The following is a 24,061-nucleotide window of genomic DNA, read 5'->3' as shown; positions in this document are numbered from 1 at the left end:
CTTACGATGAGGCAGGGGTGAAGACCGAGGATATGCTGGACGTTAGCGAAACACCCAACCGGCGCGAAACCACCGAAGAACAGGATTCCGTCCCGGCCGACGACCTTTCCACCCAGCCCGCGCGATTCTTCAACCGCGAGCTGAGCTGGCTCGCCTTCAACGAGCGGGTTCTCGCGGAAGCCACCAACCCCAACTATCCGCTGATCGAAAGACTGCGCTTCCTGTCGATCTCCGGCAGCAATATCGACGAGTTCCTCATGGTGCGCGTCGCCGGTCTTGCCGGACAGGTGCGCCGCCAGATCGAGGAAATCTCGATCGACGGCCTCACCCCGTCGCAGGCGATCGCCTCCACGCATGAGAAAGTATTCCAGCTCGAACAGGTTCAGCAGGAAATCTGGAAGGATCTCAAGGTCGAGCTGGCCGAATGCGGCATCCGCGTCGTCGGCGACGAGCGGGTGGACGGCGATCGCGAAGCCTGGCTGCGCAGCTACTTCCTCGAACACGTCATGCCGGTGATCACGCCGCAGGCGATCGATCCCGCGCATCCCTTCCCCTTCGTGGCGAACCAGGGCATCGGCGTGCTCTTCGCCCTCACCCGTCTGGCCGACGATGCGCCGGTCATGGAGATGGTGCTGATCCCCGGCCCGCTGCCTCGCTTCGTGCGCATTCCGGGCGAGGAAGCCGCCTGGATCTCGATCGAGGATCTGATATGCCGCAACGCGGACGAACTGTTCCCCGGCTTCCGGGTCAACGGCCACGGCGTGTTCCGCATCCTGCGCGACAGCGACATCGAGATCGAGGAAGATGCCGAAGATCTGGTGCGCTATTATCGCACCGCGATCCAGCGGCGTCGCCGCGGCCTGGTCATCGTGCTCCAGCTACAGGGCGCCTTCGATCCTTCCGCCGAGGAACTGCTGCGCAACCAGCTGGGCCTCGACAAGGCGCTGATCATGAAGACGGAGGGCCTGATCGGCTTCTCCGGTCTTTCCGCGATCTGTGACGAGGATCGCCCCGACCTCAAGTTCGAACCCTATACCCCGCGCTATCCCGAACGCATCCTGGAGCATGACGGCGACATCTTCGCCGCCATCCGCGAGAAGGACATCGTCGTCCAGCACCCCTACGAGAGCTTCGAGGTGGTGATCGACTTCCTGCGCCAGGCCGCCCGCGACCCCGACGTGATCGCGATCAAGCAGACGCTCTACCGCGCCGGCAAGCAGTCCGCGATCATCTCCGCGCTGATCTACGCCGCCGAACAGGGCAAGTCGGTGACGGCCGTGGTCGAGCTGAAGGCCCGCTTCGACGAGGAGCAGAACCTGCTCTGGGCCAGCCAGCTCGAACGCGCGGGCGTGCAGGTGATCTACGGCTTCGTGGACTGGAAAACCCACGCCAAGACCTCGATGATCGTGCGCCGCGAAGGCGAGAGCTACCGCACCTACTGCCACTTCGGCACGGGCAACTACCACCCGATCACCGCGCGCATCTACACCGACCTGTCGTACTTCACCGCTGATCCGGCGATCGGGCGCGACGTGGGCCGGCTGTTCAACTTCATCACCGGCTACGTCGAGCCCAAGGTGACGGAATGCCTGTCGATCTCCCCGATCTCGCTGCGATCGACGATCTACGAAGGCATCGACGGCGAGATCGAGAATGCCCGCAACGGCAAGCCGGCGGCAATCTGGGCCAAACTCAACTCGCTGACCGATCCGGACCTGATCGACCGCCTCTATGCCGCAAGCCAGGCGGGCGTCGACATCGATCTGGTGGTGCGCGGCATCTGCTGCCTGCGGCCGGGGATCGAGGGTCTTTCAGAGAACATCGCGGTGAAATCGATCATCGGCCGCTTCCTCGAACACTGCCGCATCTGGGCCTTCGCCAACGGCGAGGAACTGCCGAACCGCAAGGCCAAGGTCTACATCACCTCGGCCGATGCCATGAGCCGCAACCTCGACCGCCGCGTCGAAGTTATGGTGCCGATCGCCAACAAGACGGTGCACGACCAGGTGCTGGACCAGGTCATGCTGGCCAATCTCCTGGATACGGAACAGTCTTGGGTGCTCCATCCGGACGGCAGCTACGACCGTGTCGGAGAAGTGGACAACCCCTTCAATCTGCACCGCTATTTCATGACCAACCCGTCGCTTTCGGGGCGCGGTGCGTCGCTTGCCAGTGGACGAAAGGTGCCAAAGCTCTCGCTAAGGCGCGGCAACATCTGACATAGGGGGCGCAGGCTGCCCGCTCCTGGGCGATTCGTCTGAACGGAATGATCGGCATAAGCCATAGCAGCGATAAGCGCGCTATTATCGATATCGGGTCGAATACCGTGCGCATGGTGGTCTACAACGGGCCACCCCGTGCGCCGGTCGTCATCCTGAACGAGAAAGTCAACGCGCGGCTGGGTCGCGATCTCGGCAAAACCGGGGCGATCAACGAAAAGTCGATGAAGGCCGCGCTGGTGGCTCTGGCCCGTTTCGCGGGACTGCTGCGCCTGCTCGACGTTCGGGACGTGGAGTGCGTGGCGACGGCCGCTGCGCGCGATGCTTCCAACGGCCAGGTCTTCCTCGATGCCGTCCGCCAGTTCGGACTCTCGCCCCGCCTGCTCTCGGGCGAGGAAGAGGCCCGCGCCAGCGCTACCGGCGTGATCGCCGCCTTCCCGGGCGCCCACGGCGTCGCGGCAGACCTTGGCGGCGGCAGCCTGGAACTCGTGGAAATCGCCGATGGCCGCAGCACCGGCGGCATCACCCTGCCGCTCGGAACCCTGCGCCTGCCGGACTTGCGCGCGGCGGGCGAGGCCCGGTTCTCCGAAACCGTCAGGAAGGGGCTGGAAAAGGCCGGGTGGACTTCGGCTGGCAACGCCAAGGGACGCGGCCAGCCGCTCTACATCGTCGGCGGCTCCTGGCGCGCGCTTGCGCTTCAGGCCATGCGCGCACTCGACTTCCCGGTGGACGATCCGCACGGCTTCGAACTACCCGCGTCGGAAGCGCTGCGCCTTGCACGGGTCTTCGCCAAGGGCAAGCTCAGCAACGTCGATCCCCGTATCTCCACCAGCCGCCTCGCCACCCTGCCCGATGCCGCGGCGCTGATGGTGGAAGTGATCGCGCGGCTGAAGCCTTCAAAACTCGTGTTCTCCTCCTGGGGCCTGCGCGAAGGCCTGCTGCACGGGCAGCTTCCCGCCGAGATACAGGCGCAGGATCCGATGCTGGCCAGCGTCGCTGCTTTCTCCGCCGCCGCGCGTGTCACCGCCGAAGATGCCATGGCCCTCGCCCGCTGGACTGCCCCGGTCTGCCGTGAGGAACCGCAGGACCGCCAACTCCGCCAGGCCTCCGGGCTGCTCGCCTTGGCCGCGATGCGCACCGAGCCAAATCTGCGCACCGAGGAAGCCATGACCTGGGCCTTGCGCAAGCGCTGGATCGGCCTCGACATGCACGGTCGCGGGATGATGGCGATGACTGTCTTCGCCAATTCCGGCCAGACCGCCGTGCCGGAGCAGTTCACCCGCCTCGCCTCGCAGGAAGACCTCGACCGCGCGATCGGCTGGGGCCTGGCGGTGCGCCTGTGCCGCCGCCTGACCGGCTGTTCCGCTGACGGCCTTGCGCGCAGTTCGATCCGCGCCGAGGATGGCAAGCTGATCCTCACCCTCGATCCTTCGATGCGCCCGCTCTACAGTCCGGGCGTCGCCAAGGACCACAAGGCGCTGGCCGACTGGCTGGGGCTGGAATGCGCTGTGTGCGATCCGAATGGGTTGGCGCTGGTGGATTGAGCGGGCTGAGGTCTGAGCACAAGGCGGCGTAGTGGCGAGAGCCCCTCTCACCGTCACGAATGGACCGTGACCATCCACCCACGTCATCCTGAACTTGTTTCCGGATCCATTTCTGACCATCGAGGGCAGCCTGATCGGCAAGATGGATCCTGAAACAAGTTCAGGATGACGGTGGTTTCTGGCGCAGTGACGGGTGGTGCGGCCGGCAGCTTATCGGGCGGCCTACACCCCGAACCCGCCCTTACCCGACCAGCGTCGCGCTCTCGGCAAGGGCGGAGATACCGCGCTTACCACCCTGCCGGTCCAGCTGCACCACGATGTCGATCACCGAGGCCGCATATTCCAGCGTCTCGGCGCGGGTCAGGCCGATGCCCGTCTGCATGGACATCAGCGCGATCTGTTCCAGCGCGCCGCGCGGGGTGTTCGCGTGGACGGTCGAGAACGAGCCCGGGTGGCCGGTGTTGATCGCGCGCAGGAACGAGACGGTTTCGCTGCCGCGCAGCTCGCCCAGCACGATGCGGTCGGGACGCAGGCGCAGGGCGGCTTGCAGCAGGTCGTTGGCCGAGACCTTGGCCTCGCCCAGTTCGCCCTTCACCGCGATCAGGCCGACGCCGTTGGCGCCCGGCAGGCGCAGTTCGGCAGTATCCTCGACAAGGACGACGCGCTCATGCCCGGGGATTTCCGAAAGCATGGCGTTGAGGAAGGTGGTCTTGCCGGTCGACGTGCCGCCCGAGATCAGGATCGTGCGGCGGCGGCGGATGGCATCGCGCAGGAAGGCGATCGGCTCGGCCATGGGATCAGGCGTCGGCTCCTCGGCGGGAACGGCGATGGGGCCACGATCGTAGGCGTCCAGCGGCAGCTCCAGCAGGCGGTGGCGGCGGATCGCCATGGCCCAGTTGGCGCGCGTTGCCGGTGGGCCCACCAGCTGGATACGCGCGCCGCTCTGGCTGCCGTAGCCGGGCAGCGTGGCGGATAGCAGCGGATGTTCGCGGTTGATGCCCTGGTGGCTGATCCGCGCGACCTGCTCGGCCAGGCGCTGGAGCAGGCGGTTGTCCATCTCGGGAAGCATGATGTGCTGCATGCCGGGATGGGCGGCGTCTTCCACCCAGATCTCGCCGGGACGGTTGACCAGGATTTCGGTGACGCTCTCCCGGTCCAGCCACGGCCGCAGCGGCGCGAGGTAGGCATCGAGATAGACGGAGCGCGCGGCCGCCAGCGTGGGCGGCGCGTCAGCCACCGGCGCGGCGCCTTGCAGGGTCAGGATATCGGCCATCGTTCGTCACTGGACCTGACTGAAATCGAGATCCTTGGCGGTGAACACCCGGATCGGCTCGCCCTGGCGGACGCGAATGGTCGGGCCGACGCTGCCGCTCTGCTGGACTGCCGCCGCCGCCGCCGACTGCCCGCCGCCGATCACCACGCTGGAGCCGCTGGTGGCCAGGGTCGAAAGCCCGCCGACTACCGAGAGCAACATGGCCGAACCGAAGCGTTCGAAGAAGTGGCTGTTGACCTTGCCGGGCAGGCCGGTTTCGCCGCCGAAGGCGATCGCGGGTGAGCCGAGGTTCACCGAAACGCCGTCCGGACGGATGAGGCGGCTCCAGATCACATAGGCGCGTTTCTGACCTGCGGTGAGGCCGCTCTTGTACTGGCCGATCAGGCGCGAGGAGCGCGGGACGAGCGTGCGCTTGCCGTCGAAGCTGCGCACGTCGGCCGAGACGATGGCGCGGACATAGCCGGGCACGTCGGTATCGATCGCGGTTTCCAGCACGGCGGGGATCAGCGTGCCCTGCGTCACCGTGGTCGCCGGATCGAACGTGCGCGCGGCGGCGGCGGTCGTGCCGGTGCCGCCGATGCGAGCGGCGAAATCGTCGTTGCCGTTCCCGCCCTTGGCTTCTCCTGCCGGTCCCACGGCGGGGATCGTCACGGCATTGCCGCCCGCGTCGAAGACAACGGTGGGATTGGCGAAAGGATTGGCTTCCGGTGCGGGCACGGCGCCCGGCGCGGCGGCGAGCACCGGCGCAGGCGCGGGAGCGGGCAGCGGCGCGGGCGTCTGCTGGGGCTGCGGTACGGCAGCCACCGGACCCGGCACGGCGGGTGCGGGCACGGCAGGCTGCGCGGCGGTTTGCGGCTGCGCGGCGGGACCATTGCGCACCGAGTCCATCGACCACAGCGTCAGCCCGCCCAGCGCAGCGACGATCAGGACGCCTGCGGCAAGACCCAGGCCGTCGGCCTTCTTGCGCTGGCTGACCTGCGGCATGACGTTGCGGGTGGCAAGATCGATGACCTGCGCACCTTCGCCGTCTCGCGGATCGGTGGCTTCGGCACTGCCGAATTTTTCACGCAGAGTGGAATTGGGCGCCATGGATCAGTTCCCCTGAGGATTCGGGCCATTGGCCGGAGCGGCGGTGGCGACGGCGGTCGTCGCGGGATTCGGTGTCACCCCGGCCGAAGCGGCAGCCGGAGAAGCGGTCGGAACAACCGGCGGCCGCGAGGCCAGCGGACGCGCATTGACCAGTTCCGCGCTGGCCTTGCCCGAACGCAGGACCAGGTTGTCGGGCACCGCGTCGATCACGATCATGGAGCCGCGTACCGCATAGTTCACGGGGCCCTCGTCGCCCTTCTCATTGGTCATGAGGATGGCCGGAACGGAGGACTTCTCCGGCCAGAGCAGATAGGTCGAGTTGCCGTCATCGTAGATGCGGGTGGGCAGCAGCTTGGCCGCGCCCAGCTTCTTCCATTCGAAATTGAGCGCGGCCGGGTCGGTCGGCAGGGCGGCGGGATCGCCGGCGGCCAGCGCCTGTTCGTCGGGGTCCAGGCCCGCTACCTGCGGCGCTCCGGGCGTTCCTGGCAGGCTCTCGGCAGGCTCGTCCTTGTAGGTGAAGCGCAGCATGTAGAGCGGGCGCGACTTGGGCGAGGCCACGAGGTCGAAGAAGTAGGTGTGGCGGTTGGTCACCACCGTCATGTTCGTGCGCGCGCTGGCTTCCAGCGGCTTGACGAACAGCAGGTCCGCGCGCTTGTTCGGCGTGATCTGCCAGGCCTGCGAATTGCCGACCGCGACGTTCTCGATCGCCTCGTTCTTGCCGAAGGCGATGGTCGCCTGAACGCCGGTTCGTCCGTCGATCCGGACCACTTCGTTCTCGGCATAGGCGTGCTGGAGCAGACGGTCGTCCGCCCGCGCAACCGATGCGCCAAGAGGTGCCATCGCGATCAGGACGGCGGTCGCGGCCAGGGCGCGGGCCTTGGTGCGGATCATTTGAATGTCTCCCCGGCCGCCGCGCGGCCCGTATTGCCAGATGCCTTGGTTTTTGCAGCGCCGTCGTTCGAGGCGCGAAAGCGGCTGCCGATCCCGCGCGTGCGCGAGGCCTGGCTCGCGCCCATCGCCTCGATACCGCCGCCCGAGATTTGCGTGATCACGGTGCGCCTGTCGCCTGCCTGCCCGCCGGAGCCCTGCTCCGCCGCCGGGGCGGAAACCATGGCGGCAGCGCTGGCGGCCGAAACCGCCGGCGTACGCGATGCGGTAGCCGCCGGTACGAAAGGTGCAACCTGTCCGGAGCCGGCGGAAACCGGCGCCGGCGGTGCCGCGCTCTCGCGACCGCCGCGCGAGCCTTCGCTGCGCGCCAGCCCGAAGACCTGCCAGCCGGATACCAGCGTGCCCGCCACTTTGAGCACCATGCCCATCAGCGCGAGGTGGACCGCCGCGACCACGAACAGCGCCATGGCAGCGCGTCCGTCGATCTCGCCCAGTTGCGCGCCCTGCACCAGAGCCGAGACGATCGGCACCAGCAGTTCCAGGGTAATGCCGCCGCCGAGCACGACGAACAGCGGCGTCGTCGCAGTCAGGACAACACCGCGCAGCCAGCCCGCGGTCAGCCCGCGCGTGCCGCCGAACAGTGCCATGACCACGAAGATCGGGCCGAGCGCGAGCAAAATGGCCAGCGCGATACGGGCCGTAAGCAGCACGCCAACCGTGCCGAGCAGCAGCATCAGCGCACCCATCCACATCACGCTATCGGGCGAGAACAGTCCTGCCGCGCCGCCGCCTGCAACCGCAGCCTTGGCGGGTGCGGCACCCTCGGGCGCTGCCTGCGCGGCGTCCCCGCCGGCCTGCCCCGCGTTCTGCGAGGCCTCGGCAATGGCGTTGAACACCACGTCGATGCGGTCGCCGAAGATCTGCGTGGCCGATCCCTTCGCGCCCATCAGCTGCGAGGCGATCCAGTCCGGCCCGCCCACCGCGAGGTTCCAGACCACGCCCTGGTAGGCGATCCAGCTCGTGGCGAAAGTCAGCACCAGGCCTAGCGTCAACATGCGCGGCGTCAGCGCCGAGATGCCGAGGCTGGAGCGGCCCGTCAGCAGAGAGATCGCGAAGAACGCGATGTAGAGCGTGAGCAGGATGGTCAGCACCGGAGCCATCGCCCCCTCGGCGCCAAACAGGCGGCCGAAGGCGGCCGAAGCCATCTCGTTGGCCACGCAATCGACCGCGCGCAGCGCCGGAGAGACCCCGGCGCTGGCGACTTCGGTAAGCTGTTCGCAGGCGGTGCTCATCGCGCCTACTCCGCCGCCTCGATCCAGGCGGCGTCTTCGTCGCCCTCTCCCGGCCACTGGAAGCCGGTGAGCACCGGATACCAGGCCGAGGGATCGTCGCCGTAGCGCTCGCGCAGCTGGTCGAGCTTGCGCACGGTGCTCTCGCGGCCGGACAGGACGGTCAGCACTTCAGGCATGCCCGAAAGGTCGAGCCTGACGACGGCCGAGGCATCGGACTGGCGAACCAGGAAGCAGCGCGACTGCGCAGGCAGGGTCTTGATGACGTCAAGCTCGTGCTGCGAGAGGCCGAAGCCCTCGCAGTAATCCTCGTAGCGGGCGCGGGCGTTGGGCATGAACACCATCGTCGCGGTCTGCTCGACAAGGGCGGTTGCGATCTTGCTGTCCAGGGCATCGCGCGCCGACTGGGTGGCGAAACCCACCAGCGCGTTGCGCTTGCGCAAGGTCTTGAGCCAGTCGCGGATGCGCGCGGCGAAGACTTCGTCGTCGAGCGCCTTCCAGCCCTCGTCGATGAGGATCATCGTCGGCTCGCCATCCAGCCGCTCGTCGATGCGGTGGAACAGGTACATCATGACCGGCGTGCGCAGGCGCGGGCTTTCCAGCAGCGCGGTCATGTCGAAGCCGAGCACGCGGGCCGAAAGGTCGAGCCGATCGTACTGGTTGTCGAACAGCCAGCCATGCTCGCCACCCTGAATCCAGGCGTCGAGGCGGCTTGCCAGGTCGCCCGGTTCGGGGCGCCGCGCGCCCGCCAGCAGCTCGCGGAAGTGCGAGAGGCGGCGCAGCGAGGGATCGTTGTGGTACGCCGCATCCACGGCGCCCGCGATCGTCGAGAGTTCCTCCGGCCCCTTGGCTTCCAGCAGAACGCCCAGCCAGTCGCGCAGGAAGGCGCGGTTGGCGGCGGTGTCCGGCAGCGAAAGCGGGTTGAACCCGGTGGGATGCCCGGCGGCGACGCGGCTGTAGGTGCCGCCGATCCCGCGCAGGAACACCTCGGCGCCGCGATCCTTGTCGAACAGCACGGTGCGCGGCGCGAACTTCTGCGCCTGGGCGGCCAGGAAGTTCATGACCACCGTCTTGCCGGAACCCGACGGGCCGATGACAGTAAAGTTACCGAGATCGCCCTGATGGAAATTGAAGAAGAACGGCGTCGAACTGGTGGTGGAGAGCAGCGTCACCGCATCGCCCCAGTGGTTGCCGCTCGCCTGCCCCATCGCGAAGCCGTGGAGCGAGCCGAAGCAGGCCATGTTGGCGCTGGAAATCAGCGCGCGGCGGACGATGAAGGCCTCGTTTCCGGGAAGCTGGCCCCAGAACGCCGGCTCCATGTTCACGTCCTCGCGCACGGCCACCGCACCGGCATCGGCCAGCGAGGCGGCGCACATCGCCGTCACTTCGTCGAGCGCGTCGAGCGTGTCGGCACGTACCAGCACCGAGAGATGATGGTCTCCGAACCCGACCGCGCCGGTGCCCAGCGAATCGCGGGCAGAGGACATTTCCCGGCGCTCGGCCATGGCTTCCTCGTCCGCCGAGCGCAGGCGCCGGATGGCGAGGTCTATGCGTTCGCGGGCGATCTGCCGGTCCGACGGCGCATAAGTCTCGGTCAGCACCAGTTCGCAGGGCAACCGCAGCAAGGGGTCGGTCAGGCCCGGCGCGGTGCTGTCCGGATAGTCCTTCAGGCTGACCATCGACCCGAACGAGGCGCTGGCGGCGCCGCGCAGTTCGAGCGCGTCCATGCCGAAATTGATGCGGCGATAGGCCAGCATGTGGCCGATATCGGTGCCCTCCACCGGCTTGCGCACCGGGCGCATCTCGCCGTTGTAGAGCGCCGAAAGCAGTTCCAGCACTTCCGAGCACTGCCCCGCTTGCCCTTCGTAGTCACCGAGCAGGCGCGCGCCATAGGCGCCGAGCGAGGCGACCATGGCCGAAGCGGCTGCACGCAGCGAGCGGACATCTCCGGCATCGGCCTCGGCCGGGGCATGGCCCTTGTTGCGCAGCAGGCGCGAAAGCTTGTCCGGCCAGCCCGCCTTGCCGCGCGCCGGGCGGCGCACCACGGTGATGAACTGGTCGTTGACGAAGAGCGCGCCCGATCCGGTGCGCGCCCGCCAGCGCGCGTCGATATGGGCCGCGAGCGGATCCTCGAACCGGCCATCCATGGCGATCTGCACGCGGCGGCGGATAACGTGGTGGTAAAGCACGAAGCGCGCGTCGAGCGAGGAACGCAGCAGCACTTCGCGCGTGGCGACGTGGGCGTTCAGTTCCTCGCTATCGGCGGTCTCGAAGGCGAAGCCCGGCACCATCAGCGAGAGCATGACCGAACCGTCGCGCAGCAGCACGACGTTCTCGTCCACCAATGCCTGGTAGGGCAGCCGGTCGCCGACCAGCGTTTCCTTGGCGGCCCAACCGCCAAGAGCGCCCTTGAGGGCCGATTTCTTGCTCTTGGACATCGTCATTTCCCCCGCGTCCCCCAATCAGGGCGCGTAGCTGTTGCAACCCCAGCGCTGCCAGTTCGGTATGCGCGGGCACTTGCTGACCTTGGCGATCCACAGGTCGAATACCCGGGGTTCGCGTAGACATGCGAGGTATCCGGCGCCGTGGATCGCGAGCGCTGCTGGCAGCGCCCAGAAGCTCTTGGTGATGAGGAAGATTTCCGTCGTCACCGCAGCATTGATGATGAAGAAACTGTACGTCACGCCCGCGAACATCTGCGGACGGGTGAGCGCGCGGTGCACGGGGTAGCGAGCGAGGCTCATCCCCCGCCCCTTATCCTGCCGCCGACTGGATGCCGGACACGATCGCGCCCGCACCGAACAGCACGAAGCAGCCGATGATCACGGTGGCGCCGAAGCGCCAGTTCATGCGGCCGGTCAGCATCATGAAGCCCACCGCGGCAACCGCCATGACGGCAACCGCCGTGGCCACGTTGCCGAGCAGCGTGCCCTGGAGCCAGCCGAGCGCGTTGACGATCGGGCCGGAACCGGCCGGATCGGCGCGAGTCATCTGCTGCGCCTGCGCCAGCGACGGCACGAAGCCGAGCCCGGCAGCAACAAGTGCCGCGAAATGTGCGAAATATCCCCGTACCTTGCGGGTTTGAAGCTGAGCGTAACGAATCACCATGCCCTCCGTATGAGGGCGCAGTGCTCCATCTGGATGACAGCAATGTGACGATCGTACGGCCGAACGGACCGCCCTGTTGCATCGCCACAGGGGAATCACATCATCTCAGAAGGGGCGCCGCAACCCTCACCACACCCTTTTATTGTGTAGGCATCTTATAATTCAGGTGCGTCCCGAAAGGCTAGCGGCGCATGTCAGGGCGGAAAACTGAGGATCCCGCCCCCGATTACAGGTTATTACAGGGACTTGCCGGTCCCCGACGACATTCAGCGCGACGCGCGGGCGGTCGTGCGCAGAAGGTTGTTCAGCGCAAGGCGGGCGGCAGCGCGCGAATCGACCCAGCTGCCATCGGCCAGTTGCAGGTCGTAGCGGTCCGAACTGGCGACGGCGGCGCGATAGGCCACCAGCGCCTTTTCCGTCTGGCCGTTGGCCGCATAGGCGGCACCGAGGTTGATCAGCGTGGCCGGATCTTCCGACTTCGCCGCACTGGACGTTTCCAGCTTGCTTACGGCCGCCTGCGCATTTCCGCTCGAAAGCTCGGTATAGGCCACGTCGATCCGGTCATTCAGCGGCGTTGCCGGCGCGGCGGTAACGGCGGCCTGGCTGAGCAGGAGAGTGGCGGCAAGGGCAGTAAGGGACATGGCGGTTCTCCCGGTTTCGTTTGTGTTGACGAAATGCAACATCCGCCCAAAAACCGCGCATCACAAGAAAATGACGTAAGTGTCATAAAACTGCAATCGACCTGTGTCGGCCCGGCTGAGCGCGAGTCGCCCCTACCCCTTTCGGGTTAGCTTGGCGCGTTCGTCACATCACCGTCGTATAACTGCAGATTACTGTCATTATACCGCCAACAAACTGTCACCCCCTCCTCCTAGACCCCGCGCTCAGCGAAGGCGGACTCGCCGCCTAGGCTCGACCTGACAAACGGGGGAATTCACGTGAAGACCATTCATGGCGCGCTGCTGATCGGCTGCAGTGCTCTCGCTCTCGCCGGCTGCGGCGCCGACGACATCGCTTCGCCGGGTGCCGGCGGCATCAACATTCCTGCACCTGCGCCTACCCCCGCGCCCGCGCCGACGCCGACCCCCGGCACGGTGGTCGCGGCGGCCAGCTGCCCGACCTTCACCGCCACCGGCGGCCTCACCGACAGCGGCGTGCTGCCGACCGCGCAGGGCACCTGGCGCGTCTGCACCCTGCCCGCGCTGGTGGACAAGAGCTCCAGCCTGCCCAAGATCGCAGGCGTGATCTATCGCATGAACGGCCGCGTGGACGTGGGCTGCGACGGCGGCTTCAAGGCACCGACTTCGGCCGCTCCCGTCGTCACCTCGACCGTCAGCTGCGCCAACCGCTCGCTGACCGCCGACACCGACGTCACCCTGACGGTCGATCCTGGCGTCATCGTCTACGGTGAAAACGGCGCCGAGCCGGCCTGGCTCGCCGTCAACCGCGGCAACAAGCTCAATGCCGTGGGCAGCGCCACACAGCCGGTGATCTTCACCAGCCGCGCCAACGTCGTGGGCACCGCCACCGACACCGACATGGGCCAGTGGGGCGGCGTCGTGCTGCTCGGCCGCGGCATCGTGACCGACTGCAACATCGGTTCGACCACCGGCGGCAACTGCGAACGCGACACCGAAGGTTCGGCCAACCCGGCACGCTTCGGCGGCGCCGACAACACCTACAACGCCGGCTCCATGAAGTACGTGCAGATCCGCTACTCGGGCTACTCGCTCGCAGTCGGCAAGGAACTGCAGTCGCTGACCGGCGGCGGCACCGGCACCGGCACCACCTTCGACTACTTCCAGTCGGTCAACAGCTCGGACGACGGTTCGGAGTTCTTCGGCGGCGCCGTGAACTTCAAGCACTACATCGCCGTCAACGCCGACGATGACAGCCTCGACCTCGACACCGGCGTCGTGGCGAACTTCCAGTACGGTCTGATCCTGCAGCGCAGCGCCAATGGCGACGCGTTCTACGAGATCGACTCGAACGGCAACGAAGACAACGCGCCGCGTTCGAAGATCAACATCGCCAACTTCACGGCGGTGCAGCCTGCGGCCAGCAGCAACAACGAATCGAACGATCTGGCCTCGATCCTGATCCGCGGCAACTCGGACGTGACGCTGGTCAACAACGTGATCGTCTCGCCTGCCAACCAGTGCATCCGCCTCCACGGCACCAGCACCAACGGCTCGGCCGCTGCTACGCTCAAGGCCTTCGCGACGGTGCTGACCTGCACCGCCAACGATCCGTTCCTGGGTTCAGGCAGCTACAATGCCGCCGCCACCGCCAGCCAGTTCGGCACCGCCAACGGCAACAGCTCCACCTTCACCTCGACGCTGACGAGCACCTTCGTCAACGGCGCAAGCGAAAGTGGCGTCGCCGGCTATGCCGACATCACCACGATCTCCAGCTTCTTCGACAAGGTCAGCTACATCGGCGCCGTGTCGGGTGCCAGCGACGTCTGGTACCGCGGCTGGACCTGCGACAACGCGACCGGCAACTTCGGTTCGAACGCAGCCTGCACCACGCTGCCGACGACCTGATCCGGCCACCCGTGACATCGAGGGGGCGGCCATCGCGGCCGTCCCCTCTTGTCACGAACGAGACGCCGATCCGGCGCCTCATCGACGCAAGAACGACCTTTCCGTGTTCCAGGGGGACTCACCATGACCAAGCCGCGGCTTCTTCCTCTGCTGCTGCTTTCCACCTCGCTCCTCTCGCCGGCAGCGGCGTGGGCGCAGGACAGCACTGCCACTTCGGGCGAGAGCGCCCCCGCACCCGACGACCAGTCCGCAACCGAAGCTGGCGACACGGAAGCCGCCGCTCCCGACGTTTCGATCCCCGGCGGCGCGATCATCGTTACCGGCAATCGCAACCGCAACATCGTGCGCACTTCGCCCCAGGTCGTCTCGGTCCTGTCGAACGAGGAAATCGAGCGCACGGGTGAAGGCGACATCGCCGGCGCGCTCAGCCGCGTCACCGGCCTCTCGGTGGTCGGCAATGGCTACGTCTACGTGCGCGGCCTTGGCGACCGTTACTCGCTGGCGCTGCTCAACGGCTCGCCCCTGCCCAGCCCGGAACCGCTCAAGCGCGTCGTTCCGCTGGACCTGTTCCCCACCAGCATCGTCGCATCGTCGCTGGTGCAGAAGAGCTACTCGGTGAACTTCCCCGGCGAGTTCGGCGGCGGCGTGATCAATCTCACCACCAAGGCCATCCCGACCGAGAGCTATCTCGAAATCGGCGGCGGCATCGGCTGGGATACCGAGAGCACCAACAAGCTCTCCTACACCTATTACGGCAGCAAGACCGACTGGACCGGCTACGACAACGGCAACCGCGATATCCCGGCGCCGCTGGCGTCCTACCTCGCCGGTGACACCCCGCTCGTCTCGACCAGCGACCAGGCCAAGGAAATCGGCTCGGTGCTGTTCACCAGCCGCAACTCGGTCGTCCAGAAGGTCAACAAGACGCAGCCGAACTTCTCGGCCCAGATCAACGGCGGCACCTCATTCGACCTCGGCGGTGCCACGCTGGGCGTGATCGCTTCGGCCGGGTACTCGAACACCACCCGCACGCGCGACGCGATCCAGCAGCTCACCCAGGGTTCGAGCGCGCAGACCGACCAGCTTTACGAAGACTTCCGTGCGGTTCAGACCAGCAACCGCATCGTCGCCAACGGCCTGCTGGGCCTCGGTATCGAATGGGGTTCGAACAAGGTCCGCTGGACCAACGTCTACATCCACGACACCGACAAGTTCACCAGCCTCAAGGTCGGCCAGAAGAACGGCGCCACCGGCGTCGACTTCATGCAGCAGAAGACCGCCTGGTACGAACGCCAGCTGATCAACACGCAGCTCGCCGCCGAACTGAAGCCCGCCGACGATACCGAAATCGACATCCGCGCGGGCTATGCCAATTCGAAGCGCGATGCGCCCTTCGAGATCGACGCCGAATACGTCCGTACCAACCAGCCCGGCGTCTACGGCAGCAACTACATGAACACGCTGGGCACCGGCTCGGTCGATCCGACGACGATCAGCTTCTCCAAGCTCGATGAAGACGTGTGGTCGGCCAGCGCCGACGTCTCGCACCGCTTCGCGCCGGGCTGGACCGGCACAGTGGGCTATTCCTACCAGATCAACAGCCGCAGCAACGAAAACCGCCAGTTCGGCGTCTTCGCCTCGGGCGATTCCGCCCTGGTCCAGGGCCTGGGCCTGCTGCGCCTCGACCTGCTGCTCCAGCCGGACATGTGGTATCTGAGCGAAGCCGGTCCCAACTACAACCTGGAGCTGCGCGACCTTACCTACAACGTCGGCAAGTTCGAATCGCGCCTGCTCAACCATGCCTTCTACGGCAAGGTCGACGGCGAGCTGGCACCGGGCCTGACCTTCGACCTGGGCACCCGGTGGGAGTATGCCAAGGAATCGTCGACCCTGCTGCCGGTCGGTGCGCCCGCCCAGACGGCCACCAACCTGAAGAACGAATACTTCCTGCCCGCGCTCACGCTCACTTACGAGATCCAGCCCGGCATGCAGGTGCGCGTCAACGGATCGAAGACCATCGCCCGTCCGCAGTTCCGCGAACTGGTGTACCAATCGTTCTACGATCCCGACAGCAACCGTACCTACCAGGGCAACCCGCTGCTTCAGGACAGCCAGCTCTACAACGCGGAAGCGCGCTTCGAATACTACTTCGCGCCCGAGCAGCGCTTCTCGTTCGGTGCCTTCTACAAGCACCTGAAGAACCCGATCGAATCGTACCTGACCGGCACCGAGGCGTTTATCACCTCCTACGCCAACGCCCCCGCCGCCGATCTCTACGGCGCCGAGGTCGAGGCCGTGAAGTACGTTCCGCTCGACAGCATGGGCTCGTTCTTCGACACCCGCCGCCTGCTGCTCTCGGCCAACTACACCTTCACCGAATCCAAACTGAAGGTGAAGGACGACGACACCGTCCTGATCTACGGCGCCAGCACCACGCAGCGCGCCAGCGACTACTTCCAGGACGGCGCGCCGCTGACCGGCCAGTCGAAGCATCTCGCCAACGTGCAGATCGGCTTCGAGGACACCGAGCACCTCTCGCAGCAGACGCTGCTGCTGAACTACGCCAGCAAGCGCACGGTCAGCCGCGGCTTCATCGGCGTGACCCGCCAGCCCGACATCATCGAGAATCCGGGCTTCACGCTTGACCTCGTGGTTCGCCAGGGCATCGAACTGGGCGGCGACAAGCAGATCGAGCTGAAGTTCGAAGGCCGCAACCTCACCGGGCGTAAGCACGAGGAGTACCAAGACCTGGAAGATGGCCGCATCGAGTTCAACACTTACGACCTTGGCCGCGTCTTCACGCTTTCGGCGACGGCCAAGTTCTAACCTTCTCACCAGGGAGGCTCCTGCCCTCCCGACGGCAACTGACGGGCCGGTCGCATCGCGACCGGCCCTTTTTTCTTTGGGACTTGGCCCGGTCGCATCCCGGCCGGCCCTTTTTTTCTTGCCACTTGGCTCGGTCGCATCCCGGCCGGCCCTTTTTTGCTTTGCCAAACGCGTCGTTCCCGCTAATGGCCCGCCTGTCATCTGGGGAGTAGCCGCCTGCGCCCCTCCCGCTTCTCGCGGGAACCAGCAGGACCTGTCGTCAACACACTTGGTCGAGAGACCATGGCGCACAGGAGAACGGGAACACCGTTCGGGCGAGACCAATGGCGTTGCAGTTCCGTCCGGCCGGGCGGGCTCTGCCACGCTATTGTCTTGCTTGTCGCCCGGCCCGGAGATTTCATTTGGAAGCCCTGCTGACCTCCACTGCCGTGGTGGCCCTTGCCGAGATCGGCGACAAGACGCAGCTGCTGGCGATCGTTCTCGCGACGCGATTCAAGCGGCCATGGCCCATCGTCGCCGGCATCTTCGTGGCGACCCTCGCCAACCACTTCCTCGCTGCCCTGGTGGGCGAACAGGCCGCTGCCATCCTCGACGGGCAGTGGTTCCGCTATCTCGTGGCCATCAGCTTCATCGCCATGGCCGCCTGGACGCTGATCCCCGACAAGCTGGACGAGGACGACACCCCCCGCCCCAGTCGCTTCGGCCCTTTCGTAGCCACCGCAATCGCCTTCTTCCTGGTGGAGATGGGCGACAAGACCCAGATCGCCACGATCGCGCTGGGCGCCCGGTTCCAGAGCGTCATCCCGGTCATGGCCGGTACCACCATCGGCATGATGCTGGCGAACGTCCCGGCGGTGTTCCTCGGCAACGCGATCATCCAGCGCGTCCCACTGAACGTTGTCCGCACCATCGCCGCGCTGCTGTTCCTGGCGATCGGCCTCTGGCTCCTCGCCCAGACGGCAGGGCTGCTGGGTTGATCTAACCCTCCAGCGAAGGTGGCACTCGGATTGCGCGGTCTAACGCGGAAGAAAGTGCCACCTAGCGCGGCGGGACAATGCCGGTTTCCGTCGACAAGAGCAGGCGACGAACGCGCATAGAGAAGTTTCGCCCCTTCCGGATAGGCGCCATGGATTCTCGCCTATTGTCGTCGTCCCGGACTTGATCCGGGACCGCTGGCCGAGCCGCGCTTTGCTCGCGGGGAAGCGCCTAAAGAATTGCCAGCGGTCCCGGATCAAGTCCGGGACGACGCGAACGGCAGCTTACCCGCAACTTCCTGTCGCAAGCAGCGCGCAGCCCCCAGTAGTGATGGTTGGGCGCCGGACGGACCGGCGCCCCGGGCCTCAGAACCGGTAGCCGAGCGTGACCTGCAGCACCGGGTAGACCTTGTAGTCGTTGATGTCGTCGTTGACGCTCTGTCGCTCCGCCTCGAGATCGGCGGCGAGCGTGGAGCATGGGCCCAAGGTGATATCGGCGCAGAGCCCGGTAACGGTCAGCGGTTTCACCTTGACGCTGCCCTGGAACAGGGCGCCGGCTTCGATGCCCAAGGTAAGCCCCTTGGACAAGCCGCCGCCGTAGCCCAGCGTCAGGGCCGGGGCGAGCTTGTTAATGTCCGTTTCGGCGTGAAGCGTGCCGATTTCGGCGGCCGTATATGTCGTGCCGTCGATGGTATAGCTGGTGCCGTCGTTCGGTACGCCGACACCGCGCCCCTTGTTGCCATTGACCCGTAGACCGCCGGAGATGCGGAAGCCGCCGCCGAAGGGGTAGACGTCGAGCATCGCCCCGCCTGAGCGCAGCTTCAGTTTCGCATCGTATCGGATGTCGTCGGAATGGACGTTGTGGCTGAACGAGAAGAACGTGGCATTCGCACGGACGCCGATGTTTTCCGACACTCGGTATCCGACCTCAGGTCCGATCCCGAGTGTGCCGGCGGTGACGCCCAGGCTTAGGCGGTCGTCGCCCTGTGCAAGGGCGGGAGCAGCGCCCAGGAGGGTGGCTGCCACGAAGGCTGCTCCGAAATAGACTCGCACCTGATCTTTCCTTTTCCATTCCAGCAAGACCTGCCGGGCGTCGCATCGCGATCGTCGATCCAGACCCTATTGTAGAGGGTCGACCGTCAGGAGAGAGGAACGATGCGTCCGATTTGGAAAGGTTTCTTCGCGCGCCTGCCTCCGGCTGACGCGAACGAATGCACGCGGGGTCAGCTGCCGATGAAGGGCAAGCTCCAACCCCTCAAATCGCGTCGAACACATAGCCCAGCGAGCGGACGGTACGCAGCGGGTTACCCGCCCCCACGCCCTTGAGTGCGCGGCGGAGGCGGCCGATCCAGACGTCCACGGTGCGTTCGTCCACTGCCGGTTCCTGCTTGCCGAGCGCCGCGATCAGCTGGGTGCGGGTGAAGACGCGGCCGGGGTGCTCGATGAAATAGCGCAGCAGCCGTAGTTCGTTGGGCATCAGCGAAATCGGCCTGCCCTGCCAGCGGGCCTGGAAGGCGGCGACGTCCACGGAGAGTTCGCCCTGTGCCAGAACCCGGCTGTTGGCCGTGTCCTGCTCGCTGATATTGGCCCCCAGCACGCGGTCCAGCAGCGCTGAGCGGGTCAGCGGGCCGACCATGTAGTCGTCCGCGCCCATCCGCAAGGCGCGCTTGCGGTCCTCCACGTTGTCTTCTTCCAGCACGATGGTGACGTGCGCATGGCTCGTCAGGCTATCACCCCGCAAGCGACGGCACAGTTCCAGCCCGGACATTTCGGGCAGCACCCAGTCGATGAAGATCCAGAGCGCCCCCTCGATCAGGGGAAGCTCGGCAAAGTCCGTCCAGCGGTGCAGGACGACCTCGAAATCGTCATGCCTGAACGCCGCAAGGCCGCCCGAAAGCTCGCTTGCCAGCAATATGTCGATCCGCCGCATGGCCCCCTGCCAGATAACTACGCGCGGCTACTTGCCGCGCCAGTGTGACGAACAAGTGACATATCGATGACTTGCCGAGGAAAAGATCCGGCGGATGAAGCCGCTTCGACGGAAGGGTTCCCACGCTTGGCACCTGTCATCGAAGTGACCCGCAACCGTCACGGGCGCGCAACGGGAAAATGCCAATATCACGGCAACTGGAACGGGGGCGCAACGATGCGGAAAGACGTGGACACCCTACTCGAACGCACCATCGGCGGAAATGGCACCGGAATTGGTGGCGCTGGAAATGGCGGCGGCTTTGCCGGCACCAACATCCCGGCCTGGCTGGACCTGCCTGATCCCAAGGGCTTCCGGCCCAAGCGCAAGTACGAGACGATCTGGATCTCGGACGTCCATCTGGGTACGCGCGGCTGCAATGCCGAGATGCTGGTGGACTTCCTGCGTTCGGTGGAGTGCAAGACGCTCTACCTGGTGGGCGACATCGTCGACGGCTGGCGCCTGCGCAAGGGTTGGTACTGGCCCGACGCCCACAACGAAGTGATCCGCCGCATCCTCAAGATGGCGCATCGCGGCACCCGCGTGGTCTTCGTCGCGGGCAATCATGACGAAATGCTGCGCGACTATGCCGGGCTCACCTTCGGCGGCGTGGAACTGGTGCTGGAAGCGGTGCACGAGACGCTCGACGGCCGCCGCCTGCTGGTCACCCACGGAGACGCGTTCGACGGCGTGGTGCTCTATGCCAAATGGCTCGCCTTCCTGGGCGACAAGGCCTACGGCGCGCTGCTGCGGGCCAATATCATCTTCAACGCGGTGCGCCGCAAGCTGAAGATGCCGTACTGGTCGCTTTCGGCCTACATGAAGAAGAAGGTCAAGAACGCCGTCCAGTACGTCTGCAGCTACGAGGAAGCCGTGGCCAACGAGGCGATCTCGCGCGGGTTCGACGGGGTGGTCTGCGGCCACATCCACTGCGCGGAAATCCGCCAGTTCGGCGGCATCACCTACTACAACGACGGCGACTGGGTGGAAAGCTGCACCGCGCTGGTCGAGGATCTCCAGGGCCATATCGCCATCATCGACTGGATCGCGGAAACCGGCGGCCAGACCGCCGAAGGTATCCCCGCGCATCACGAGGCAGCCCACGAGGCGGCCCAAGAGCCTGCCCAAGAGCCTGCAGAGTGAAGCTGACCCTGGCGACCGACGCCTGGCTGCCCCAGGTCAACGGCGTCGTCCGCTCGCTTTCCGCCACGCTCGACGAGCTGACGCGGCGCGGGCACGAAGCGGAAACGCTTACGCCGGATCGCTTCTTCACGGTGCCGATGCCGGGTTACGCCTCGATCCGGCTGGCCATGGCGCCGCGCTTCGGGGTGCGCAGGATGCTCGACAAGGCGCGGCCGGAGATCGTCCACATCGCCACCGAAGGCCCGATCGGCTGGGCAGCGCGCGGCTGGTGCCTTTCGCGCGGGGTGCCGTTCACTTCGGCCTTCCACACCCGCTTTCCCGAATATGCAGCCGTGCGCACCGGGCTCAGCCCCGAGCGCTTTTGGCCGATCATGCAGCGCTTCCATGCGCCCAGCCAGGCGGTGCTGGTCTCGACCGACAGCCTCGCCCAGGAACTCGCCGGACGCGGGATCGCCCATACCCGGCGCTGGAGCCGGGGGATCGACCACGCGCAGTTCAGGCCGGAAGGGCCGCGTCATCCGGCAATGGCCGCCCTTGCCGGCCCCGTCCTGCTCAACGTCGGCCGCGTGGCGCCGGAGAAGAACCTCGAAGCCTTCCTCGACGCGCAGGTGCCGGGAAGCAAGGTGGTGGTGGGAGACGGCCCCGCGCTCGAAAGCCTGAAGCGGCGCTACCCGGACGTGCTGTTCCTGGGCGCTCTTTCCGGAGAGGAACTGGCGAGCGCCTACCGCGCCGCCGACTGCTTCGTGTTCCCCAGCCTCACCGACACGTTCGGACTGGTGGTGATCGAGGCGCTGGCCTGCGGCACGCCGGTCGCCGCCTTCCCGGTCACCGGGCCGATCGACATCCTTGGCGCTGACGGTTGCGGCGTGGACGAAGGCATGGACGCGCCTGCCGGAGCGGTGGACCCGGTGCTCGAACGCGCCATCGCGGCTGCGCTGGACGTGCGGCGCGAGGACGCTGCCCGGCTTGGCGCGCGCTTTTCCTGGCAGCGGGCCACGGATCAGTTCCTGACTACGATCCAGGCGGCGCTGGAAGCCTCCGAGCGCCCGGCGCGCGTAGCGGCCTAGGCATAGCGCACCCGTCTTATGCTCCATCATCCTGAACTTGTTTTAGGATGATGAGGTATTGGGAGGCGACGAAGCTCCGGAGTCCATACCCTTCAGCCGATCACCGAAAGCCCAGGCTGCGGGAAATATCGGCCGCCTCTTTTTTGACCCGCTTCGCCAGTTCCTCAAGCCTGCCTTGCGCGCGGGGCGTAGGCGCTGCGACGACCAGGGCACCCAGCACGAGACCGGCGGCATCGCGGATCACCGCCGCCGTGCCGGTCACGCCCTCCGCCGCCTGATCGACCGTCTGGGCCACGCCCTGCTCGCGCGCGGTCGCCACGGCTGCGGCCAGCGAACGGGAGTCCACCAGCGTCGCAGGCGTGAACGCCTCCGCATCGAGCCGGGCCTGATAGCTCTCAAGCGCTTCCACGGAGCAGGTGGCCAGCAGCGCGCGACCGCCTGCCGTGGCATAGAGCGGCCGCCGGTCGCCCACGCTGACCGAATAGCGCACGACGTTGCGGCTCTCGATCATGTCCACATAGGTCAGCCGGTCGCCCTCGGCATCGCCCACGGCGAACAGCACCGTCTCTCCCGTGGCCGCGCAAAGCCGGCGCATGCCGTCACGGATCAGGTCGGAGCTTTGCAGGCGCCGCCGCGCTTCGGCAAGCGCGCTGCCAAGCCCGAAGGCGCCGGGGCCGAGCCGCCACAAACCGTCCGCGCCGATCACGAAGTCTTCCTCGGCAAGGCCCCGCAGCAGCGCGGCAAGGCTGCTCTTGGGGGTCGCCAGGCGGCGGCTGAGATCGGCCAGCGAAAGCGGCTCGCTGCTCGTGCAGAGCGCTTCCAGCAGGCGGACGACGCGCGTCACCGACTGCGGCGATGCCGCGCGCGCCACATTTTCGGAAACCGTTTCGTCCTGTTCCTTGACCGTGCTCACGCCTGCCTCATCGAAATGCCGGGATCACTTCCTCCGCGAAGGTCCGGGCATAGGCAAGGAAGCGTTCCGCCGGAAGGCCCGGCGGCATCATCATCGTGAAATGCTCCACCGGCGCCTTTTCACGAAGTGCGCGGAAATGCGCCACCGCCTCGGCTGGCGTGAGGATCTTCAGCGCCCCGCTGCGCTTGAACGTATCGAGGTCCATCGGCTTCATCGCCGCATCCTCGATCCCCACCGCGCGATCTTCCGCCATCCACGCCGCATAGCTGTTGCTGACGTGGTGGAAATGGGGCGCCAGTTCCTCCAGCGCCACCGCCTTGTCATGCGCCACGACGAGCATGAGTTCCTGTAGCCAGATTCGGGCCGAGGCCGGATCCTTGCCCTGCTCCTCCAGCTTGGCGCGGTAGAGCGGCCAGATCTCGGGATTGCCGAAGTAGCCGTCGCCATACTTCGCAACCCGCTCCAGCGCCTTGGGCGCGAAGCCGCCGATGTAGAGCGGCACCTGCCCCCGGCCGGACAGCGCCGCCACGCGCGCGCCCTCGAGGGTGAAGTGGCGCCCCGCGAAATCGACCGTCTCCCCCGCCCAGAGCCGACGCACGATGTCCAGGAACTCATCGAAGCGGGCGCCGCGCCGGGTGAAGTCCAGTCCGTGAGCCGCATATTCGCGCGCTCGGTATCCGATCGCCAGTCCCATCGCCAGCCGCCCGCCAGAGAGCGTGTCGAGCACCGCGCAATCCTCGGCAAATCGCAAGGGTTCGTAGAGTGGGCCGAGGGCGATCGCGGCGCCGATCCGCATCCGCTTCGTCCGCGCGGCGACGGCAGCCAGCGCGACGAGCGGCGACGTCATGTAGCCGTCTTCCGCCAGATGGTGTTCGGGCACCCAGGCCCCGTCGAAGCCAAGCGCCTCCGTCTCGGCGATGACATCCAGCGTCTCGGCATAGAGCCCCTCGGGGGCGCGCCGCCAGGGGCCGGGATTGCGGAAATCATAGAGATAGCCGAAGCCGAGTTCGTTCATCGCCGCCTGTCCCATGTCTTGTCGGACGGGAGCCTAGCCGGTGAATCGCGCGCGGCAAGGCGCCGAGGCGATGAGTGACAAGGCCAAAGACAGCGGCATCCAGTTCCGGAAACTGCAACATTCAGCCTCAGAACAGCAATGTTATCTCACAATCGCGAGGCCTAAGGCGACGACACGGACGCTGCCTGCTTCCAGGTG

Annotated in this window: 19 protein-coding genes and 1 riboswitch; of the genes, 7 read left to right on the top strand and 12 right to left on the bottom strand. The window is 66.5% G+C overall.

Annotation, left to right across the window (positions count from 1 at the left end):
• The first annotated feature begins 17 nt into the window (after positions 1-17).
• Together ACI3K3_RS01760 and ACI3K3_RS01755 are read left to right on the top strand one after the other, a co-directional pair.
• Positions 18-2,219 (top strand): RNA degradosome polyphosphate kinase, encoded by a 2,202-nt coding sequence (locus ACI3K3_RS01760; RefSeq protein ID WP_404911653.1) that lies wholly within the window; start codon positions 18-20, stop codon positions 2,217-2,219.
• A gap of 47 nt (positions 2,220-2,266) precedes the next feature.
• Entirely contained in the window at positions 2,267-3,763 is a 1,497-nt protein-coding gene (locus tag ACI3K3_RS01755; protein WP_404911652.1) for a Ppx/GppA family phosphatase, read from the top strand.
• A gap of 241 nt (positions 3,764-4,004) precedes the next feature.
• On the opposite strand, the gene virB11 is transcribed toward ACI3K3_RS01755, so the two are convergent.
• The 8 genes from virB11 to ACI3K3_RS01715 form a co-directional block, all read right to left on the bottom strand.
• Complete coding sequence (gene virB11, locus ACI3K3_RS01750; RefSeq protein ID WP_404911651.1) at positions 4,005-5,036, bottom strand: P-type DNA transfer ATPase VirB11; 1,032 nt, start codon at positions 5,034-5,036, stop codon at positions 4,005-4,007.
• Between the two features lie 6 nt (positions 5,037-5,042).
• On the bottom strand, positions 5,043-6,125 hold the full coding sequence (locus ACI3K3_RS01745; protein WP_404911650.1) for a TrbI/VirB10 family protein: 1,083 nt from the start codon (positions 6,123-6,125) through the stop codon (positions 5,043-5,045).
• 3 nt (positions 6,126-6,128) lie between these two features.
• On the bottom strand, positions 6,129-7,016 hold the full coding sequence (locus ACI3K3_RS01740; protein ID WP_404911649.1) for a TrbG/VirB9 family P-type conjugative transfer protein: 888 nt from the start codon (positions 7,014-7,016) through the stop codon (positions 6,129-6,131).
• Entirely contained in the window at positions 7,013-8,305 is a 1,293-nt protein-coding gene (locus tag ACI3K3_RS01735; RefSeq protein ID WP_404911648.1) for a type IV secretion system protein, read from the bottom strand. The genes ACI3K3_RS01740 and ACI3K3_RS01735 overlap by 4 nt, the downstream gene beginning before the upstream one ends.
• Before the next feature lie 5 nt (positions 8,306-8,310).
• Complete coding sequence (locus tag ACI3K3_RS01730) at positions 8,311-10,740, bottom strand: VirB4 family type IV secretion/conjugal transfer ATPase (RefSeq protein WP_404911647.1); 2,430 nt, start codon at positions 10,738-10,740, stop codon at positions 8,311-8,313.
• A 24-nt stretch (positions 10,741-10,764) separates the two neighbouring features.
• Positions 10,765-11,046 carry a type IV secretion system protein VirB3 gene (locus ACI3K3_RS01725; RefSeq protein ID WP_404911646.1) on the bottom strand — a complete coding sequence of 94 codons (282 nt, stop codon included), beginning with the start codon at positions 11,044-11,046 and terminating at the stop codon, positions 10,765-10,767.
• 10 nt (positions 11,047-11,056) lie between these two features.
• Entirely contained in the window at positions 11,057-11,410 is a 354-nt protein-coding gene (locus ACI3K3_RS01720) for a TrbC/VirB2 family protein (RefSeq protein ID WP_404911645.1), read from the bottom strand.
• 266 nt (positions 11,411-11,676) lie between these two features.
• Positions 11,677-12,051, bottom strand: a complete 375-nt coding sequence (locus ACI3K3_RS01715; RefSeq protein WP_404911644.1) for a hypothetical protein — start codon at positions 12,049-12,051, stop codon at positions 11,677-11,679.
• Positions 12,052-12,348: 297 nt separating this feature from the next.
• Between ACI3K3_RS01715 and ACI3K3_RS01710 the strand changes: the two genes are divergently transcribed.
• The 3 genes from ACI3K3_RS01710 to ACI3K3_RS01700 all read left to right on the top strand — a co-directional run bounded on the left by ACI3K3_RS01710 (position 12,349) and on the right by ACI3K3_RS01700 (position 17,759).
• Positions 12,349-13,956: a hypothetical protein gene (locus ACI3K3_RS01710; protein ID WP_404911643.1), complete on the top strand. Its 1,608-nt coding sequence runs from the start codon at positions 12,349-12,351 to the stop codon at positions 13,954-13,956.
• A gap of 123 nt (positions 13,957-14,079) precedes the next feature.
• Positions 14,080-16,782, top strand: a complete 2,703-nt coding sequence (locus ACI3K3_RS01705; RefSeq protein ID WP_404911642.1) for a TonB-dependent receptor domain-containing protein — start codon at positions 14,080-14,082, stop codon at positions 16,780-16,782.
• 190 nt (positions 16,783-16,972) lie between these two features.
• Positions 16,973-17,094: riboswitch (yybP-ykoY riboswitch) on the top strand.
• Between the two features lie 89 nt (positions 17,095-17,183).
• Complete coding sequence (locus tag ACI3K3_RS01700; protein ID WP_404911641.1) at positions 17,184-17,759, top strand: TMEM165/GDT1 family protein; 576 nt, start codon at positions 17,184-17,186, stop codon at positions 17,757-17,759.
• Positions 17,760-18,122: 363 nt separating this feature from the next.
• On the opposite strand, the gene ACI3K3_RS01695 is transcribed toward ACI3K3_RS01700, so the two are convergent.
• Both ACI3K3_RS01695 and ACI3K3_RS01690 read right to left on the bottom strand, forming a co-directional pair.
• On the bottom strand, positions 18,123-18,782 hold the full coding sequence (locus tag ACI3K3_RS01695) for a hypothetical protein (protein ID WP_404911640.1): 660 nt from the start codon (positions 18,780-18,782) through the stop codon (positions 18,123-18,125).
• A gap of 229 nt (positions 18,783-19,011) precedes the next feature.
• Entirely contained in the window at positions 19,012-19,686 is a 675-nt protein-coding gene (locus ACI3K3_RS01690) for a response regulator transcription factor (RefSeq protein WP_404911639.1), read from the bottom strand.
• A 216-nt stretch (positions 19,687-19,902) separates the two neighbouring features.
• Here ACI3K3_RS01690 and ACI3K3_RS01685 point away from each other — a divergent pair, with 216 nt between their 5' ends.
• Complete coding sequence (locus ACI3K3_RS01685) at positions 19,903-20,868, top strand: UDP-2,3-diacylglucosamine diphosphatase (RefSeq protein WP_404911638.1); 966 nt, start codon at positions 19,903-19,905, stop codon at positions 20,866-20,868.
• Positions 20,865-21,935: a glycosyltransferase family 4 protein gene (locus ACI3K3_RS01680; protein ID WP_404911637.1), complete on the top strand. Its 1,071-nt coding sequence runs from the start codon at positions 20,865-20,867 to the stop codon at positions 21,933-21,935. Before ACI3K3_RS01685 ends, ACI3K3_RS01680 begins: the two co-directional genes overlap by 4 nt.
• 100 nt (positions 21,936-22,035) lie before the next feature.
• Here the strand turns inward: ACI3K3_RS01680 and ACI3K3_RS01675 are convergent, their stop codons facing one another.
• Both ACI3K3_RS01675 and ACI3K3_RS01670 read right to left on the bottom strand, forming a co-directional pair.
• Positions 22,036-22,848: an IclR family transcriptional regulator gene (locus ACI3K3_RS01675; protein WP_404911636.1), complete on the bottom strand. Its 813-nt coding sequence runs from the start codon at positions 22,846-22,848 to the stop codon at positions 22,036-22,038.
• Between the two features lie 7 nt (positions 22,849-22,855).
• Positions 22,856-23,863 carry an LLM class flavin-dependent oxidoreductase gene (locus ACI3K3_RS01670; RefSeq protein WP_404911635.1) on the bottom strand — a complete coding sequence of 336 codons (1,008 nt, stop codon included), beginning with the start codon at positions 23,861-23,863 and terminating at the stop codon, positions 22,856-22,858.
• Positions 23,864-24,061: the final 198 nt, after the last annotated feature.

Origin of the sequence: Novosphingobium sp. ZW T3_23 (assembly GCF_044987305.1) — a bacterium.
GTDB lineage: Bacteria > Pseudomonadota > Alphaproteobacteria > Sphingomonadales > Sphingomonadaceae > Novosphingobium.
This window is presented reverse-complemented; position numbering and strand designations above follow the sequence as displayed.

Excerpts from the sequence above, each read along its gene's own strand:
- ACI3K3_RS01755 (WP_404911652.1), top strand. The coding sequence starts at position 2,267 with ATGATCGGCATAAGCCATAGCAGCGATAAGCGCGCTATTATCGATATC.
- virB11 (WP_404911651.1), bottom strand. The coding sequence starts at position 5,036 with ATGGCCGATATCCTGACCCTGCAAGGCGCCGCGCCGGTGGCTGACGCG.
- ACI3K3_RS01745 (WP_404911650.1), bottom strand. The coding sequence starts at position 6,125 with ATGGCGCCCAATTCCACTCTGCGTGAAAAATTCGGCAGTGCCGAAGCC.
- ACI3K3_RS01740 (WP_404911649.1), bottom strand. The coding sequence starts at position 7,016 with ATGATCCGCACCAAGGCCCGCGCCCTGGCCGCGACCGCCGTCCTGATC.
- ACI3K3_RS01735 (WP_404911648.1), bottom strand. The coding sequence starts at position 8,305 with ATGAGCACCGCCTGCGAACAGCTTACCGAAGTCGCCAGCGCCGGGGTC.
- ACI3K3_RS01730 (WP_404911647.1), bottom strand. The coding sequence starts at position 10,740 with ATGTCCAAGAGCAAGAAATCGGCCCTCAAGGGCGCTCTTGGCGGTTGG.
- ACI3K3_RS01725 (WP_404911646.1), bottom strand. The coding sequence starts at position 11,046 with ATGAGCCTCGCTCGCTACCCCGTGCACCGCGCGCTCACCCGTCCGCAG.
- ACI3K3_RS01720 (WP_404911645.1), bottom strand. The coding sequence starts at position 11,410 with ATGGTGATTCGTTACGCTCAGCTTCAAACCCGCAAGGTACGGGGATAT.
- ACI3K3_RS01715 (WP_404911644.1), bottom strand. The coding sequence starts at position 12,051 with ATGTCCCTTACTGCCCTTGCCGCCACTCTCCTGCTCAGCCAGGCCGCC.
- ACI3K3_RS01705 (WP_404911642.1), top strand. The coding sequence starts at position 14,080 with ATGACCAAGCCGCGGCTTCTTCCTCTGCTGCTGCTTTCCACCTCGCTC.
- ACI3K3_RS01690 (WP_404911639.1), bottom strand. The coding sequence starts at position 19,686 with ATGCGGCGGATCGACATATTGCTGGCAAGCGAGCTTTCGGGCGGCCTT.
- ACI3K3_RS01685 (WP_404911638.1), top strand. The coding sequence starts at position 19,903 with ATGCGGAAAGACGTGGACACCCTACTCGAACGCACCATCGGCGGAAAT.
- ACI3K3_RS01670 (WP_404911635.1), bottom strand. The coding sequence starts at position 23,863 with ATGAACGAACTCGGCTTCGGCTATCTCTATGATTTCCGCAATCCCGGC.